Genomic DNA, 15,646 nt, shown 5'->3' with positions numbered 1-15,646 from the left:
GCTCTCGACAGCAGCCCACGGGAGGCACGTGATGTCCGCAGCACCCGCTGAGCACCCCCCCAGCGAATGGCCGCTCCTCGACCTGGCCAACCGGCTCATGGAGCAGTACCCGGGCCACCGCGTCGAGATCATCGGAGGGCAGATCCTCGTTTCGCCACCAGCCGACCGCGCCCACGCCAGGGCCTTGACGGGCCTCATGCTGCCCTTCCTCGACGCAGGGCTGCACGGCGACGACGCAGAGGTGCTCCAGGCCATCGGTATCTGGCTGCCGGATGGCCGTGAGGACTACGCCATCCCGGACCTCTCCGTGGTCGACGCCGACCTGGAAGACCACCACATCGAGAACAACTGCTACGACCCCGTCGGCTTCCGGCTGGTCCTGGAAGTCACCTCCAGCAACTACCAGACCGACCTGCGGACCAAGGTCATCGCCTACGGCAACGCCAAGGTCCCCGTCTACGTGATCGTCGACCGCCGGCACAGCCGCGTGCACGTCCTCACCGACCCGGTCGCAGACGGCTACGAGACCCACCGCGTCCACGCCCCCGGCGAGCTCGTCACCCTCCCCGAGTCGATCGGCGCCAAGGTCACCCTCGACGTGGCCGAGGTGCTGCGCGCGGCCACGCCCGGGCCGAAGGCCGAGTAGGCCGGGGGCTCACTCCCCCGGCCGCTTCGGGCGCGCCGGGGCGGGAGTGCGGGGCTAGCGTGCGAGGAGGGGAGGGAAGCGCTCCGTTCCGCTGGGAGGCACCCGTGCGCCGTCGTCGTGTGAAGCCCGCGCTGTTGCTCCCGCTGGTGCTCGGGGCGTCCCTGTTGTCCGGCTGCGGGACCCCCGCGGCCGCCGGGGACCCGGCCGACTGCCCGGCCGGGCAGGTTTCCCGGGGCGGGGTCTGCCTGGCGGGGGACGCCGCCGCCTTCGCGCGGGCGCAGGTCCAGGGGTCGTTGGCGAAGTACAAGCTCACCGCCTCGATGGCGGAGGTGTGGACCGGCGGCGAGCGGGTCGCCTCCGTCGCCGCCGGGCAGTCCATGACCGGGATCCCCGCCACCCCCGACATGCGGTTCCGCAACGGGGCCGTCGTGATCCCGTACCTGACGTCCGCGCTGCTCAAGCTCGTCGACGAGGGCCGGGTCTCCCTGGACGACAGCATCTCCCGCTGGCGCCCCGACCTGCCGCACGCGGACGCGATCACGCTGCGGATGCTGGCCTCCACCACCTCCGGGTACGCCGACTACGTCCGGGACCCGAAGTTCCTCGCCGCCCTGTACGAGAACCCGTTCCGGCACTGGACGTCGCAGGAGCTCGTCCGGATCTCCGTGGACAAGCCCCTGGTGCGGGCGCCGGGTTCGGGGTTCGCCTACTCGCACGCCAACTGGCAGATCCTGGGCGACATCATCGGCAAAGTGCGGGGCCGGCCCCTGGCCGAGGTGATGCGCGAGGAGATCATCGGGCCGCTGGGGCTGACCGGGACCTCGAACCCGTCCACGGCCGAGATCCCCGCGCCGGTCCTGCACGCCTTCGACAACGAGCGCAAGGTGTTCGAGGACTCCACGTACTGGGACCCGTCGTGGACGATCGCGCCGGGGGCGGTGATGACGTCCACGATGGCGGACATGGCGAAGTCCTTCGCGGCGATCGGCGAGGGCAGGCTGCTGAGCCCGGAGTCCCACAAGGCGCAGCTCACGCCGGTGGCAACGGTGCAGCCGGGGGTCTCGTACGCCCTGGGGCTGGTCGTGGACGGTGACTGGATCCTGCAGAACCCTTCCTTCGCCGGATACGCGGCGACCGTGGCCTACCTGCCAGCCAAGAAGCTGGCGATCGCGACCGTGGCCACCCAGGGCAAGGGCAGCACGGTGCAGAACGCGAGCACGGAGGTCCTGATCGCCCTGGCGGCCCACCTCGCCCCGGACCACCCGCTGAAGCTCCGCTGATCCGGCCGCACGAAGGCTTGAACGTGTTCAAAAGAAGGTCTACAGTCGGAGACGTCAGCGGTTGAACACGTTCAAAGGGGCTGGGGCAATGGACCTCACCGTGGTCGCGTACGTCATCTACCTGCTCGTCAGCATCGGGCTCACCGTCTGGGTGGCCCGCACGCTCAGCCGCAACGGGCGGATCTTCATCGCCGACGTGCTCCAGGGCAACGAGAAGCTCGCCGACGCCGTCAACCACCTCCTGGTCGTCGGGTTCTACCTGGTGAACATCGGCTTCGTGACCCTCTACCTGCGGTCGGGCGACACGATCCTGGAGGCCCGCGGGCTCTTCGAGGCCCTGTCGGTGAAGCTCGGCGTCGTCCTGCTCGTGCTCGGCGTCATGCACCTGGGCAACGTGTGGGTGCTCAACCGGATGCGCCGCCGCGGGGTCATGGAGCGCCAGGCCGCGCAGCTGCCGCCGGTGCCGCCCGTCGCCCCGCAGGGGTGGACCGCTCCGGCCGGGGCCTGAGCCATGGCGGAGCAGGTGCCCGTCCGGTACCTGACCGTCCTCTACGACCGCGACTGCCCGGTGTGCGTGCACATCCGCAACTGGCTGGTCCGGCAGCGCCAGCTGGTCCCGCTACGGCTGGTCCCGGCCGCGTCCGCCCAGGCCTGGCGGCGGTTCCCCCAGCTCGCCCACGCCCAGACCCTCCGCGAGATCACCGTGGTCGGGGACCAGGGTCAGGTGTGGCGGGGGACGGACGCCTTCATCATGTGCCTGTGGGCACTGGCCGAGCACCGGGCCAGGGCCGGCTGGCTGGCCACCCCGGCCGGCCGGCCCTTCGCCAAGGCCGCGATGCACACGGCCGCCGCCGTCCGGCACGCGGTCCGTGCCAAGTCCGAAGCGGAGCCCGGGGAACCGGCCTGTGACGACCAGTGCCCGGCTCCCCGATAAGGTCGGACACCGTGACAGATCAGAAGGCTCCCAAGAGCGAGCAGACCCGCACGCTCATCCTCGAAACCGCGCTCCGCCTGTTCCAGGAACGCGGGTTCGACAAGACGACCATGCGGGCCATCGCCAAGGAGGCGGGGGTCTCGGTCGGCAACGCGTATTACTACTACGAATCGAAGGAACACCTGGTCCAGGGGTTCTACGACCGGATCAGCGCCGCCCACCAGGCGGCGGTCCGGCCGATCCTGGACCAGGAGACCGACCTCCAGAAGCGGCTCGCCGGGGTGCTGACGAGCTGGCTGGACATCGCGGCGCCGTACCACGAGTTCGCCTCCCAGTTCTTCAAGAACGCGGCGGATCCCGAGAGTCCGCTCAGCCCGTTCTCCCCGGAATCGGAACCGGCGCGGCAGGCGGCCATCGACATCCACCGCGAGGTGCTGGCCGGGGCGAAGACCAAGGTGCCGGCCGAGCTGGCCGACGTGCTGCCGGAGTTGATGTGGCTCTCGCAGATGGGCCTCGTCCTGTACTGGGTCTTCGACCGCTCCCCGGAGAGCGAGAAGACCCGGCGGCTCGCCGAGCGGGGCGCGCAGCTGACGACCCGCGGCATCGTCCTGGCCCGCTTCCGGGTGCTGCGGCCGCTGGTGCGGGAAGTGCACGAGCTGTTCGCGGACTTCCTGCCGGGCATGGCCCAGACCGCGGTGTCGCGGGGCGGCAAGCGGGCCTCGGACCCGGATCCCGCGGAGGGCTGAGCGGGGCGGCGGGAAGGGCCCCGCGGGTCCACGTCCGGCGGGCGGGGCCGGGACGAGGGACGGCGGAGCCGCGGTGGAGCGGCCGCTCGTCCCCGCGGGTGGTGGGTATGCCCCGGGGATGAGCAACGTAAGCCCCGGCAAGGGGTATTCACGCGACAGCCGCTACATCACCACCCGGATCACCGCGGACGGGCGCGACGGTTTTCCGGTGGAGCCCGGCCGCTACCGTCTCGTGGTGAGCCGTGCCTGCCCCTGGGCGCACCGCACGGTGATCTTCCGGCGGCTCCTGGGCCTGGAGAAGGCCCTGCCCATGGCGATAGCGGGGCCGACGCACGACAAGCGCAGCTGGACCTTCGACCTGGACCCGGGCGGCCGCGACCCGGTGCTGGGCATAGAGCGCCTCCAGGAGGCGTTCCTGGCCCGCGACCCCGAGTACGACCGGGGCATCACGGTGCCGGCGATCGTGGACGTGCCGAGCGGTGCGGTGGTCACCAACGACTACGCGCAGCTGACCCTCGACCTGGCGCTGGAGTGGGCGGCGTACCACCGCGACGGGGCGCCGGACCTGTACCCGGTCGCGCTGCGGCCTCAGATCGACGCGATCGGCGAGGAGATCTACGCGGACGTGAACGACGGTGTCTACCGCACCGGGTTCGCCAAGTCGCAGGAGGCGTACGAGGAGGCGTACGGGCGCCTCTTCGCCCGTCTCGACCGGCTCTCCGAGCGGCTGGAGCACTCCCGCTACCTGGTCGGCGAGACGATCACGGAGGCGGACGTGCGGCTGTTCACCTCGCTGGTGCGCTTCGACGCCGTCTACCACGGCCACTTCAAGTGCAACCGGCAGAAGCTGAGCGAGATGCCCGTGCTGTGGGCGTACGCGCGGGACCTGTTCCAGACGCCCGGCTTCGGCGACACGGTCGACTTCGGCCACATCAAGCAGCACTTCTACGTGGTCCACGGGCACATCAACCCGACCGGGATCGTCCCCGCCGGCCCCGACCCCTCGGGCTGGCTGGAACCGCACGGCCGTGAGGCGCTGGGCGGACGCCCCTTCGGGGACGGCACCCCGCCCGGGCCGCCCTCCCCCGCCGAGACCGTCCCGCCCCTGCACGCCGCGGCGCGGTCCTGAAACGGCCGCCGCGGGCGGGAGGCGGACCGGCCGCCTCCCGCCCGAGCGGCCGGCGCCGGGCTCAGGCGCCAAGGACGAGGAGGGTGGCGACCGCCGGGCCGAAGGCGCCGCCGAGCTGGTAGCAGAGGGTGAACAGGCCGATGGCGCTGGGCCGGTGGGCCTCGTCGGGGGCGGAGGCCACGGCGTGCGTCGACAGGACGGCGTTGGCGGCGCTGGCGGTGAAGACGCCGACCCCGGTGGCCACGACCAGCAGCGGACCGGAGGAGGCGAGGACCCCGGTGAGTGCGGCGGCGGCTCCGGCGGCGACGAGCACGCCGCGCACGGCCGCGCGGCCCATCCGGGCGGAGGCGGCGGCGAGCAGCCAGGACAGGGCGGAGCCGGCGAGCAGGGCGGCCAGCTGCCAGACCCCGGCGGAGGCGGCGTCCCATCCGGCGCGGTCGGCGAGCAGCCGGGGCACCGAGAAGAGCAGGGTGAAGTAGGAGGCCGACAGGGCCAGCGCGAGCAGCGCCGAGATCACGAAGACGGGCCGGCGCAGCAGCGCGGCGGGTACGAACCCGTCGGGGCGGCGGCGCACGTGCAGGGCGAGCAGGACGGCGACGGCGAGGGCGGCGCCCAGGGCGGCGAGCGGCTGGGTCGGCAGCAGGACGAGGGCGGTGGCGAACGCGGTCAGCAGGGCGGCGCCGCGGGCGTCGAAGCGGCCCGCGGGTGCGGGGGCGGCGTGTCCGGCGCGGCGCAGGACCACGGGCACCGCCAGCAGGGAGACCGCCTGGACGGCGAGGGCGAGGCGCCAGGAGGCGCCGTCCGCGAGGGTCCGGCCGAGGAGGGGTCCGGAGGCGCCGAGCATGCCGAACCCGGCGCTGATCACGCCCATCCGGCGGGCGGATCCGGCGAGGCTCACCGCCGCCGCGACGAATCCCGCGCCGCCGGCGGCCTGGGCGCAGCGGCCGAGGAGGGTGAGCGGCAGCCAGGGGGAGACGGCGACGAGCAGGGTGCCCGCCAGGACGAGGACGGTGGCCAGCCGGAGCACCGCCGCCAGGCCGCGGCGGCGCAGGAGTCCGGCGGTCAGGGGGGTGCCGACGGCCATGGCCCAGCCGAAGGCGGTGAGCAGCCAGGCGGCGGTGGCGTCGGCCACGCCGAGGGAGCGGGCCATGTCCGGGAGGATCAGCACGGGCGCGTTGGCCCCGGCGGCGATGGGCGTGGCGAGCAGGGCGAGCCAGAGGACCGGGACGGGGCCCGGGGCCGGCGCCGTGGCACTCCCCGTCGTCCTGCTGCTCTCGGTGGTGCCGGTGACCGTCATGGATGACCCACTCCCCTTCACGTCTCAACCTTGACAATCTCAACGTTGAGATAAAAACAGAGAGACTCCTTCAACGTCAAGTGTCTTAACGTTGAGGTATTATTGGGGCATGGAGCAGCCCGGAGAAGAACGAGACATGGTGGCCGGGGTCGTCGACCAGTGGCAGAGGGAGCGCCCGGACCTGGCGCAGGCCCTGTGGCCCGTCGAGGTACTGGCCCGGATCCAGCGCATGAACCGGATCATCGACAAGTACCTCAAGGCCTTCACCGCCGGACACGGCCTGGAGGTGGGAGAGCTCGACGTACTGCTCAGCCTGCGCCGGTCGGGTCCGCCCTACGCGCTGACCGCCGGGGCCCTGCTGCCGGCGGCCATGGTGACCTCAGGCGCGATCACCAACCGGATCGACCGCCTGGAGGCCAAGGGCCTGGTGGAACGGGTCCGCGACGGCGCCGACCGCCGCTCGGTGCGGATCCGCCTGACGGAGAAGGGCCACGCGCTGGCCGACTCCGTCATGGAGGACCACCTGGAGCACTACGCGGGCCTGCTCGCCCCGTTGGACCGCGCGCAGTGCGACGCGCTGGGCGCCGCCCTGCGCACGCTCCTGGTGGCCCACGGGGACACCCTCGGCCCGGCTACAGCCAGTTGAGCTCCCACAGGCGCCACACGCCCGTGCCGTCGGAGAGGTACTGAAGGCCGGTGACGGCCTCGCGGGAGAGGACGTAGTCCTTCTTCTGCCAGATCGGCAGCAGCGGGATCTGCTGGGAGACCACCCGCTGGAGCTCGTGGAAGTCGTTGGAGGCCTCACCGCGGTCCTGGTAGGACTGGGTCCGGGTGATGAGGTCCTCGACGGTCTTGTCCGAGAAGCCGTTGTTCATGCTGGAGTCCTTGCCGACCAGCGGGGCGAGGAAGTTGTCCGCGTCCGGGAAGTCGGCGATCCAGCCGATGGTGTAGGCGTCGAACTCGCCCGCCGCGTAGGCCTTCTGGAAGTCCGCCCAGGCCTCGACCGGCTTGACGTTCAGCTGGAACAGCCCGGTGGACTCCAGCTGCCGCTTGATCTCCTCGGCCTCGGCCAGGTTCGCGCCGCGCGTGTTGACCCCGAGGGTGAGGGAGACCGGCACGCTGACGCCCGCGTCCGTGAGGAGCTTGCGGGCGGTCGCGCCGCTGGGCGAGGGGTAGGTGTCGAAGAACGGCGTGCTGTGCCCGGCGATCCCGGCCGGGACCAGGGAGTACAGCGGGGTGACCGTGCCCTTGTAGACATCAGCGGCGATCTTGGACCGGTCCAGCGCGGCGGCGATGGCCTGGCGGACGGCCGGCTTCTGGACCGTGGAGCCGGGGCGGACGTTGAAGACCATGTGACGGGTCTCGGTGCCGCCGGAGGTCTGGTAGCGGGTGTCCTTCAGACCCGGGTTGAGGCCCGCGAGCACCGACGGGGGCATGTCGCGGTGCGCGACCTCGATCTGGTGGTCCTTCCAGGCCTGGTCCAGCTGGGCCGAGTCCTTGAAGTACCGGACGGTGACGGCCGTCTGGGCGGGCTTGGCCTGCCCCTTGTACGCCGGGTTGGGCTTGAGCTGGGCGGTCGAACCGGCCTTGTAGCCGGTCAGGGTGAACGGGCCCGAGCCGTCGGCCTTGCCGTCCGCGCGCAGCCCCTTCGCCGGGTACTGCTCCTTGTCCACGATCGAGGCGGCGCCCGTCGCGATCTTGAAGGGGAAGGTGGCGTCGGGGGCGGCCAGGTTGAAGATGACGCTGCGGCCCTCGGCCTTGACCGACTCCAGGGTGTTGAACAGCGGGGCCGGGCCCTGGTCGGAGTTGATCTGCTTGATGCGGTCGAAGGAGAACTTCACGTCCTCGGCGGTGACCTGGCGGCCCCTGCCGAAGGTGAGGTCGGAGCGCAGCTCGCACCGGTAGGTGGTCAGCTTCTGCCCGACGAAGGCACAGGAGGACGCGGCGTCCGGGACCGGGGTGTCGGAGCCGGGCTTCATCGTCAGCAGCGACTGGAAGAGGTTGCTGTACAGGGCCCAGGAGCCGGCGTCGTAGGCCCCGGCCGGGTCCAGGGCGGAGACGGCGTCGGTGGTCCCGACGCGGATGGCGCCGTGGCCCTCGCCGCCCATGGGCAGCAGCTGCCAGGCGGCCACCCCGCCCGCGGCGGCGAGGACCAGCCCGGCCGCGATGACCTTCGTGCGGACAGAGCCCATCGCCATCCCCAGCCCCTTGAATCCCCGTCATGCGAACGGCTCATCCGACTATCGGACGAACGTCAGCCAGCCAATCACGGAAATCCAGCCACGGGAAGGGGCGTTTTGTCCCGGTCGCCGGCCGTCAGGTGTGGTATGAGGCGAGTTCTACGACCGTGATGTCGGACGGCGCGCCGACCCGGACCGGCGGCCCCCAGGCGCCCGCGCCCCGGGACACGTACAGCTGGGTGTCCCCGTACCGCTCCAGGCCCGCGACGGTCGGGTTGGCGAGCTCGGCGAGGTAGTTGCCCGGCCAGAGCTGGCCGCCGTGGGTGTGGCCGGAGAGCTGGAGGTCCACGCCGTGGCGGACGGCGTCGTGGATGACGACCGGCTGGTGGGCGAGGAGCACGGAGGCGCGGGAGCGGTCGCGGTCGCCGAGGGCGGCCTGGAAGTCGGGACCGTTGCCCTCCTTCTCCCCCTGCACGTCGTTGACGCCGGCGAGGTCGAAGTGGGGCAGCTCGCGGCGGGCGTTCTCCAGCGGGGTCAGGCCGAGTTCGCGGACGTGGTCGACCCACTGCTGGGCGCCGGAGAAGTACTCGTGGTTGCCGGTGACGAAGAAGCTGCCGTGGCGGGAGCGCAGCGCGCGCAGGGGTTCGGCGGCGGGGCCGAGGTCGTGGACGTTGCCGTCGACGAGGTCCCCGACGACGGCGATGAGGTCGGGCTGGGTGCGGTTGACGGTGTCGACGATGCGCTGGGTGTGGGCGCGGCCGAGGACCGGGCCCAGGTGGACGTCGCTGACGACGGCGATCCGGAAGCCGTGGGCGGCGCGGGGCAGCCGGGCGAGGGGCACCTGCACCCGCTTGATGCGCGGCCCGCGCAGCACCCCGTACGTCCCGGTCCCGACGGTCACCCCGGCGGCGGCGACGGCCGCCCCGCCGAGGGTGCGCGCGACGAACACCCGCCGGGTGACCCCGCCGGCGACGGCAGCGGGCCCCGGGGCGCCGGCCCCTTCCCCGGCCGGGGCCGCCAGCGCCTCGGCCCGCTGCCCGGCCCGCGCCTCCGCCGCGGCCGGGGCCGCGGAGCCCGGGCCGGGGCGGGGGGCGGGTTCGTGCGTGGGGGCGGGCTCGCGCACCGGGGCGGCCGCAGGCGCCCCGGCCGCAGGCGCCGGGGTGCCGGACGGGCCGGCGGGCACCCCGGCGGGGTCCGGCCCCGCCGCGGCGGCGGCGTTCCGGCCGGTCCGGCGGAGCCATACGCGGCGGACGGGTTCCGCCACCAGCATCGCCAGCGTCAGGTACAGCAGCACCGCGAGCCACATGAAGCCCGGCCAGGCCACCAGCCGCTGGAACCAGAACGGGGCTCCGGCGCGGCCCGCGAGCAGGGCGGCCAGCGACAGCAGCGGCAGCGCGAACGCCAGGACCGTCCCGGCCCGCCGCGCGGGCCCGCCCGGGCGGGTGGTGTCACGGACCAGCCGCACCCACAGCCACCGATGGACCATCCCCAGCAGCGCGAGGACCGCGACGACCCCGACAATCACCACAAACACGGTCATCGTGATTCGCGTCGCAGTGCGAGGACGCTGCGCAACCCGATCACTCCGACGGCCGTCCCCAGGAGGAAGGACGTCACCGCGAGCAGGAGGTGGACCCAGAAGTAGGCAGTGGGCCGACCGTCATCGAAAGCCAGACCGCTGGCGTCATTGAAGAGGTTCTTGACGAACGTGGACCAGATCACCCAGGACCAAGCTCCGAACGCTGCGAGGAACCAGGACGCGGTGCGGCTGAGTTTCATGTCCCCAGTATCGGATTCGTCCCCAGGACGGACGCGGCGGGGTGGGCCGTACCGGGGGCGGTTCGCCCCGGTTGGCCGGTCCACGGCGCCGGGCAGCTCATCGGGATGTACGTTCACCTGCGTGTCTGCCAAGAAGACCGCGCTGACGGTCCTTTCCGCCGCACTGCTCGTTCCGGCGATGCTCGTCCCGCCCTCGACCGCGCATGCGGCGACGGTCCCGCCCGCGGACGGGAAGGGACGGCCGAAGCAGGCCCCGGCGGCGCCCGCACCGCCGCCTTCGATGTCCACGGTCGGCGGCCCCCGGCTCGGCCAGCCCGGCACCCAGGTGAACCTCCTGCCCGGCGCTCCCGCACTGCCCGCGAACCTCAGCGGCCGGTCCTGGATCGTGGCCGACGCCGAAACGGGCGAGGTCCTCGCGGCCCACAACGCCCACTGGCGGCTGCCCCCGGCGTCGACCCTGAAGATGCTCTTCGCGGACACCGTGCTGCCCACCCTGCCCAAGGACCAGGTGCACCACGTCACCGACCAGGACATGGACGGCGTCGGCCCGGGCAGCAGCCTGGTCGGGGTCAAGGAGGACCACGACTACACCGTCCACGACCTGTGGCTCGGGGTGTTCCTGCGCTCCGGCAACGACGCCGTGCACGTGCTTTCGGCCATGAACGGCGGCGTCGACAAGACCGTCAAGGACATGCAGGCGCACGCCGAGGAACTGCAGGCCCTGGACACGCACGTGGTCTCGCCCGACGGCTACGACGCCCCGGAACAGGTCTCCAGCGCCTACGACCTCACCCTCATCGCCCGCTCCGGACTCCAGAAGCAGGACTTCCGCGAGTACTGCGGCACCGCCGAGGCCAGGTTCCCGGGCCGCCAGGAGGCGGGCCGGCCGCGCGAGTACTTCGAGATCCAGAACACCAACCGGCTGATGACCGGCGCCGGCGGCGTCAGCCCGTACAAGGGCATCGCGGGGGTGAAGAACGGCAACACCACCATGGCCGGCTCCACCTTCACCGGCGCGGCCCAGCGCGGGAACAAGAAGCTGCTGGTCACGGTGATGAACCCGGACCACGGCGGGCTCAACTCGGTCTACGAGGAGACGGCCGACCTCTTCGACTGGGGTTTCGCGGCGATCGGCAAGGTCAAGCCGGTCGGCGCGCTGGTGCCGCCGAAGAACGCGGACACCAAGCCCTACGGCTCCCCCGCGAAGTCCCACGAGAACACCCCTGTGGCCGACGGCCCGCCGGCGGGCGGCGGCGGCCTCGGCACCGCGCTCGCCATCGCGGGCGGAGCGCTGGCCGTGGTCGCGGGCGGAGCCTTCGTGGTCAACCGCCGCTGGCCGCGCGGCCGCCGCGGCCAGGGCTCCTAGGAGCCGGACGCGGCCCCTTCGGCCTCCTTCTCCTCCGGGTCGCGGGCCGCGGTCCAGGCGGAGCAGAACAGGAGCAGCTTCGCCGTGAAGTTGATCCACAGGAGGAGGGCGATGGGCACGCCGAAGGCCCCGTACATGCTCTTGGCGGCGACCTCGCGCATATAGCCGCTGAGCAGCAGTTTCAGCAGTTCGAAGCCGGCCGCGCCGATCAGCGCGGCCTGCAGGAGGCGGGCGCGCGGCGGCTCGACGCCGGGCAGCAGGCTCAGCAGGTAGAGCAGGAGCAGGAAGGCCGCGAGGACGCCGACGAGGAAGGCCGCGGCCCGCAGCAGCATCCCGCCGGCGCCCTCGCGCGGGATGCCGAGGAGCTCCGCGAACTTGCCGACCGCGGTGGACCCGATGATCGAAGCGGCGGCCGAGGCCAGGGCCGCTCCGCCGAGACCGAGCAGGACGAGGGCGTCCTTGCCCTTGCGGACGAAGGGGTTGCCCTGGTCCTCGTCGTCCTTCTCCCACACGGCGCGCAGGCAGTCGCGCATCGAGGCGATCCAGCCGATGCCGGTGAACAGCAGGAGAGCGCCGGCGACGAGGCCGACCGTGCCGGCGTTGGCGACGAGGCCGGGGAGGTCGAGCTGGTCGGAGATGCCGGGGACCTGCTCCCCCAGGCTCTTCTGGAGCCGGTTCAGCTGCTCCTGGCTGAGCAGCGCGGCGCCGACGGCGGCCGCGACGGTGATCAGCGGGAAGAGTGCGAGGAAGCTGATGAAGGTGATCGCCGCGGCGAGCCGGGACCAGTGCACGCGGTCGAGGAGCTCGTAGGAACGCCAGGCGTGGGTCCGCATGAGGGCGGACACGATCGGCCCGATCACCGGGAGTTTCTTCAGCCAGTCCATGGGGGCCACCGTAAATGAGCTGCCGGAAATAGCCGGGATTGCCGCTTTCGGGCACTACGGTCGTCGTTTGTGACTTTTCGTCCCCAGTCGTCCCGACCGTTCCGCGCCCTGGTCCTGCGAAGGCTCCGGTTCCACGCCCTCCGCGTGTTCCGGGGCCCGCGGCCCTCGCGTCAGGACCGCCGTATGGCGGTGTCGGCGGAGGCCGGGCCCGACTGTGCGGGGATGGCCGTCGCGGCGGTGCCGAAGGGGTACTCGCGCAGTTTGCGCCAGACCCCGTCCGAGCCCTGCTCGTAGAGGGCGAAGCCCTGGCACTGCCAGCCGGCGGCGTAGTCGGCGAGCTCGGCGAAGGCCCGGTCCATCGCCTCCTCGGAGATCCCGTGGGCGACCGTGACGTGCGGGTGGTACGGGAAGGCCAGCTCGCGGTCGAGCGGGCCCTCGGGGTCGCGGATGCGGCCCTGGAGGCTGGTGCAGCCCTCGGCGCCCTCGGCGAGCCGGACGAAGACGACCGGCGAGAGGGGCCGGAAGGTTCCCGTCCCCTCCAGCCGCATCGCGAACGAGGGGAAGGACCGGGCGACCTCGGCGAGGTGCGCGCGGATCGCCGCCAGCCGGCCGGCCTCCACCTCGGTGGGCGGCACGAGGGTCACGTGCGTGGGGATGCCGTGCGCGGCGGCGTCCCCGAAGCCGGCGCGCAGCTGCTGGAGCTGGCTGCCGTACGGCTCCGGGACCGCGATCGAAACGCCGAGCGTTACGGTCCCCACGTGATCTCCTCCGCGCGTGTGTGGTGTGTGGTCACATCGAGTGGTCGGGTCGATGTGCTCGCATCGGGTGCTGCCGCCTCAGTGTGGCGCCAGCACCCCCTCGGCCGCCAGGGGCTCCGGTCCGTCAGTGCTTGGCGGGGACGAACCCGATGCGGTCGTAGGCCTGCGCCAGGGTCTCCGCGGCGACCGCCCGGGCCTTCTCCGCGCCCTTGGCCAGCACGGCGTCCAGGGTCTCCGGGTCGTCCAGGAACTCCTGGGTGCGCTGCTTGAAGGGTGTGACGAAGTCGACCATCACGCCGGCCAGGTCGGTCTTCAGCGCGCCGTAGCCCTTGCCCTCGTACGCGGCCTCCAGGGCGGGGATCGACTCGCCCGTGAGGGTGGAGTAGATCGTGAGCAGGTTGCTGACGCCGGGCTTCTTCTCGGCGTCGAAGCGGATCTCGGCCTCGGTGTCGGTGACCGCGCTCTTGATCTTCTTCTCGGTGGCCTTGGGCTCGTCGAGGAGGCTGATCAGGCCCTTGGGGGAGGACGCGGACTTAGACATCTTGATCGAGGGGTCCTGGAGGTCGTAGATCTTCGCGACCTCCTTGACGATGTGCGCGGCGGGCAGGGTGAAGGTCTGGCCGTAGCGGTGGTTGAACCGCTCGGCGAGGTCGCGGGTCAGCTCCACGTGCTGGCGCTGGTCCTCGCCGACGGGGACGGCGTTCGCCTGGTAGAGGAGGATGTCGGCGACCTGGAGGATCGGGTACGTGAACAGGCCGACGCTGGCGCTGTTGACCCCGCCCTTGGCGGACTTGTCCTTGAACTGGGTCATCCGGCTGGCCTCGCCGAAGCCGGTGATGCAGTTCATGACCCAGGCGAGCTGCGCGTGCTCCGGGACGTGGCTCTGGATGAAGAGCGTGCAGCGCTCGGGGTCCAGACCGGCGGCGAGGAGCTGCGCGGCGGAGAGGCGGGTGTTCGCGCGGAGGTCCTTGGGGTCCTGCGGCATGGTGATCGCGTGCAGGTCGACGACCATGTAGAACGCGTCGTGCGTCTCCTGGAGGGCGACGTACTGGCGGATCGCTCCGAGGTAGTTCCCGAGGTGGAACGAGCCGGAGGTGGGCTGGATGCCGGAGAGCGCGCGGGGACGGTCAGAAGCCATGCCGCCATTCTCTCAGGTACCGGCCCGCTCCCCGCCCCGCCCTTCACCCGTTCTCCGGGGCAAGCCCCGGACCCCCTGGGGGCTTCGCGCCCCCAGACCCTCCCCCAGCTACCGCTGGGGGTACCCCCAGCGCCTCAATCGCCGGCGGGGCTGTTTACAGCCCCGCCGGCGATTGAGGCGGAAACGGAGAAAGGGCGGGGCGGGGAGAACTACGCCACCGGGAGGCCCGGGGCCGGGAACGCGGCCAGGAGGTCGGCGACCTCGGACCGGATCTTCGCCAGGGCCGGCTCGTCACCCTTCGCGGCCGCGTCCACCGCACGGGAGATCCAGTCGGCGACCGCCGGCATGTGGTCCGCCGACAGGCCGCGCGACGTCAGCGACGGCGTACCGATCCGGATCCCCGACGGGTCGAACGGCTTGCGCGGGTCGAACGGCACCGTGTTGTAGTTGACCACGATCCCGGCCCGGTCCAGCGCCTTCGCCGCCACCTTCCCCGGCACGCCCCGCGAGGTGAGGTCCATCAGGATCAGGTGGTTGTCCGTACCGCCCGAGACCAGGTCGAAGCCCCGCTCCAGCAGCGCCGCGGCCAGCGCCTTCGCGTTGGCCACGACCGCGTGGGCGTAGGACGTGAAGGCCGGCTGGGCCGCCTCGTGCAGGGCCACCGCGATGCCCGCCGTCGTCTGGTTGTGCGGACCGCCCTGGAGGCCGGGGAAGACCGCCTTGTCGATGGCCTTCGCGTGCTCCTCCTTGCACATCAGCATGGCGCCCCGCGGCCCGCGCAGGGTCTTGTGGGTGGTCGTGGAGACCACGTCCGCGTAGGGGACCGGCGAGGGGTGGGCGCCGCCCGCGATCAGGCCGGCGATGTGGGCCACGTCCGCGACCAGGACCGAGCCCGCCTCCTTCGCGATCGACGCGAACGCCTCGAAGTCGATCGTGCGCGGCAGGGCCGTGCCCCCGCAGAACAGGATCTTCGGCCGCTCCGCCAGGGCGAGGTCGCGCACCGCGTCGTAGTCGATCAGGCCGTCCTCGGCCCGCACGCCGTACTGGACGCCGCGGAACCAGGAGCCCGTCGCCGAGACGCCCCAGCCGTGCGTCAGGTGGCCGCCCATCGGCAGGGCCATGCCCATCACCGTGTCGCCGGGCCGGGCGAAGGCCAGGTAGACGGCCAGGTTGGCCGGGGAGCCGGAGTAGGGCTGGACGTTGGCGTGCTCCACCCCGAACAGGCCCTTGGCGCGCTCGACCGCCAGCGCCTCGACGCGGTCGATGTTCTGCTGGCCCTCGTAGTAGCGGCGGCCCGGGTAGCCCTCGCTGTACTTGTTCTGCAGGACCGTCCCGGAGGCCTCCAGGACGGCCGCGGAGACGTAGTTCTCGCTGGGGATCAGCCGCAGCGTCTGCGCCTGGAGGGTTTCCTCGGCGGTGACGAGCGAGGCGAGTTCGGGGTCGGTGGCGAGCAGGGCGGGCTGGCGGTGCGCGGTCATCGCGGCTCCTCCGGGGTCGATGTCGTGTCTC

Annotated in this window: 16 protein-coding genes; 8 read left to right on the top strand and 8 right to left on the bottom strand. The window is 72.2% G+C overall.

From position 1 onward, the window contains the following. The first annotated feature begins 31 nt into the window (after positions 1-31). From B4U46_RS21935 to B4U46_RS21910, 6 genes are all read left to right on the top strand, one after another. Entirely contained in the window at positions 32-646 is a 615-nt protein-coding gene (locus B4U46_RS21935) for a Uma2 family endonuclease (RefSeq protein WP_079429406.1), read from the top strand. Between the two features lie 104 nt (positions 647-750). Further along, positions 751-1,926, top strand: a complete 1,176-nt coding sequence (locus B4U46_RS21930) for a serine hydrolase domain-containing protein (protein WP_123995431.1) — start codon at positions 751-753, stop codon at positions 1,924-1,926. A gap of 88 nt (positions 1,927-2,014) precedes the next feature. Continuing rightward, positions 2,015-2,434 (top strand): hypothetical protein, encoded by a 420-nt coding sequence (locus B4U46_RS21925; protein WP_079429404.1) that lies wholly within the window; start codon positions 2,015-2,017, stop codon positions 2,432-2,434. Between the two features lie 3 nt (positions 2,435-2,437). Then, positions 2,438-2,860 carry a thiol-disulfide oxidoreductase DCC family protein gene (locus B4U46_RS21920; protein WP_079429403.1) on the top strand — a complete coding sequence of 141 codons (423 nt, stop codon included), beginning with the start codon at positions 2,438-2,440 and terminating at the stop codon, positions 2,858-2,860. Between the two features lie 11 nt (positions 2,861-2,871). Then, positions 2,872-3,606 (top strand): TetR family transcriptional regulator, encoded by a 735-nt coding sequence (locus B4U46_RS21915; protein WP_079429402.1) that lies wholly within the window; start codon positions 2,872-2,874, stop codon positions 3,604-3,606. Between the two features lie 118 nt (positions 3,607-3,724). Beyond that, on the top strand, positions 3,725-4,735 hold the full coding sequence (locus B4U46_RS21910; RefSeq protein WP_079429401.1) for a glutathione S-transferase family protein: 1,011 nt from the start codon (positions 3,725-3,727) through the stop codon (positions 4,733-4,735). A 61-nt stretch (positions 4,736-4,796) separates the two neighbouring features. On the opposite strand, the gene B4U46_RS21905 is transcribed toward B4U46_RS21910, so the two are convergent. Then, positions 4,797-6,032 carry an MFS transporter gene (locus B4U46_RS21905; protein ID WP_167747601.1) on the bottom strand — a complete coding sequence of 412 codons (1,236 nt, stop codon included), beginning with the start codon at positions 6,030-6,032 and terminating at the stop codon, positions 4,797-4,799. A gap of 109 nt (positions 6,033-6,141) precedes the next feature. Between B4U46_RS21905 and B4U46_RS21900 the strand changes: the two genes are divergently transcribed. Continuing rightward, entirely contained in the window at positions 6,142-6,678 is a 537-nt protein-coding gene (locus B4U46_RS21900; protein WP_079429399.1) for a MarR family winged helix-turn-helix transcriptional regulator, read from the top strand. Here B4U46_RS21900 and B4U46_RS21895 read toward each other — a convergent pair. From B4U46_RS21895 to B4U46_RS21885, 3 genes are all read right to left on the bottom strand, one after another. After that, positions 6,665-8,224, bottom strand: a complete 1,560-nt coding sequence (locus B4U46_RS21895; protein ID WP_079431911.1) for an ABC transporter substrate-binding protein — start codon at positions 8,222-8,224, stop codon at positions 6,665-6,667. The two genes, B4U46_RS21900 and B4U46_RS21895, sit on opposite strands and share 14 nt — an antisense overlap. A 124-nt stretch (positions 8,225-8,348) precedes the next feature. After that, complete coding sequence (locus tag B4U46_RS21890; RefSeq protein WP_079429398.1) at positions 8,349-9,752, bottom strand: metallophosphoesterase; 1,404 nt, start codon at positions 9,750-9,752, stop codon at positions 8,349-8,351. Further along, positions 9,749-9,991 carry an SCO4848 family membrane protein gene (locus B4U46_RS21885; RefSeq protein ID WP_079429397.1) on the bottom strand — a complete coding sequence of 81 codons (243 nt, stop codon included), beginning with the start codon at positions 9,989-9,991 and terminating at the stop codon, positions 9,749-9,751. The genes B4U46_RS21890 and B4U46_RS21885 overlap by 4 nt, the downstream gene beginning before the upstream one ends. Positions 9,992-10,112: 121 nt before the next feature. Here B4U46_RS21885 and B4U46_RS21880 point away from each other — a divergent pair, with 121 nt between their 5' ends. Further along, the gene (locus tag B4U46_RS21880; protein ID WP_237293059.1) at positions 10,113-11,357 is read left to right on the top strand and encodes a D-alanyl-D-alanine carboxypeptidase family protein; all 1,245 of its coding nucleotides are present in this window, start codon (positions 10,113-10,115) and stop codon (positions 11,355-11,357) included. On the opposite strand, the gene B4U46_RS21875 is transcribed toward B4U46_RS21880, so the two are convergent. The 4 genes from B4U46_RS21875 to glyA form a co-directional block, all read right to left on the bottom strand. After that, the gene (locus tag B4U46_RS21875; protein WP_079429395.1) at positions 11,354-12,241 is read right to left on the bottom strand and encodes a YihY/virulence factor BrkB family protein; all 888 of its coding nucleotides are present in this window, start codon (positions 12,239-12,241) and stop codon (positions 11,354-11,356) included. The two genes, B4U46_RS21880 and B4U46_RS21875, sit on opposite strands and share 4 nt — an antisense overlap. A 170-nt stretch (positions 12,242-12,411) precedes the next feature. After that, on the bottom strand, positions 12,412-12,999 hold the full coding sequence (locus tag B4U46_RS21870; protein WP_079429394.1) for a 2'-5' RNA ligase family protein: 588 nt from the start codon (positions 12,997-12,999) through the stop codon (positions 12,412-12,414). Between the two features lie 124 nt (positions 13,000-13,123). Further along, entirely contained in the window at positions 13,124-14,137 is a 1,014-nt protein-coding gene (trpS, locus tag B4U46_RS21865) for a tryptophan--tRNA ligase (RefSeq protein WP_079429393.1), read from the bottom strand. 209 nt (positions 14,138-14,346) lie between these two features. Beyond that, positions 14,347-15,615, bottom strand: coding sequence for a serine hydroxymethyltransferase (glyA, locus tag B4U46_RS21860; protein ID WP_079429392.1), 1,269 nt, complete (start codon positions 15,613-15,615; stop codon positions 14,347-14,349). Positions 15,616-15,646 lie beyond the last annotated feature (31 nt).

The sequence above is a fragment of the Streptomyces katrae genome (assembly GCF_002028425.1).
Taxonomy (GTDB): domain Bacteria; phylum Actinomycetota; class Actinomycetes; order Streptomycetales; family Streptomycetaceae; genus Streptomyces; species Streptomyces katrae_A.
Note: the sequence above shows the minus strand (reverse complement) of the source record. Positions and strands in the feature narration are given on the sequence as shown.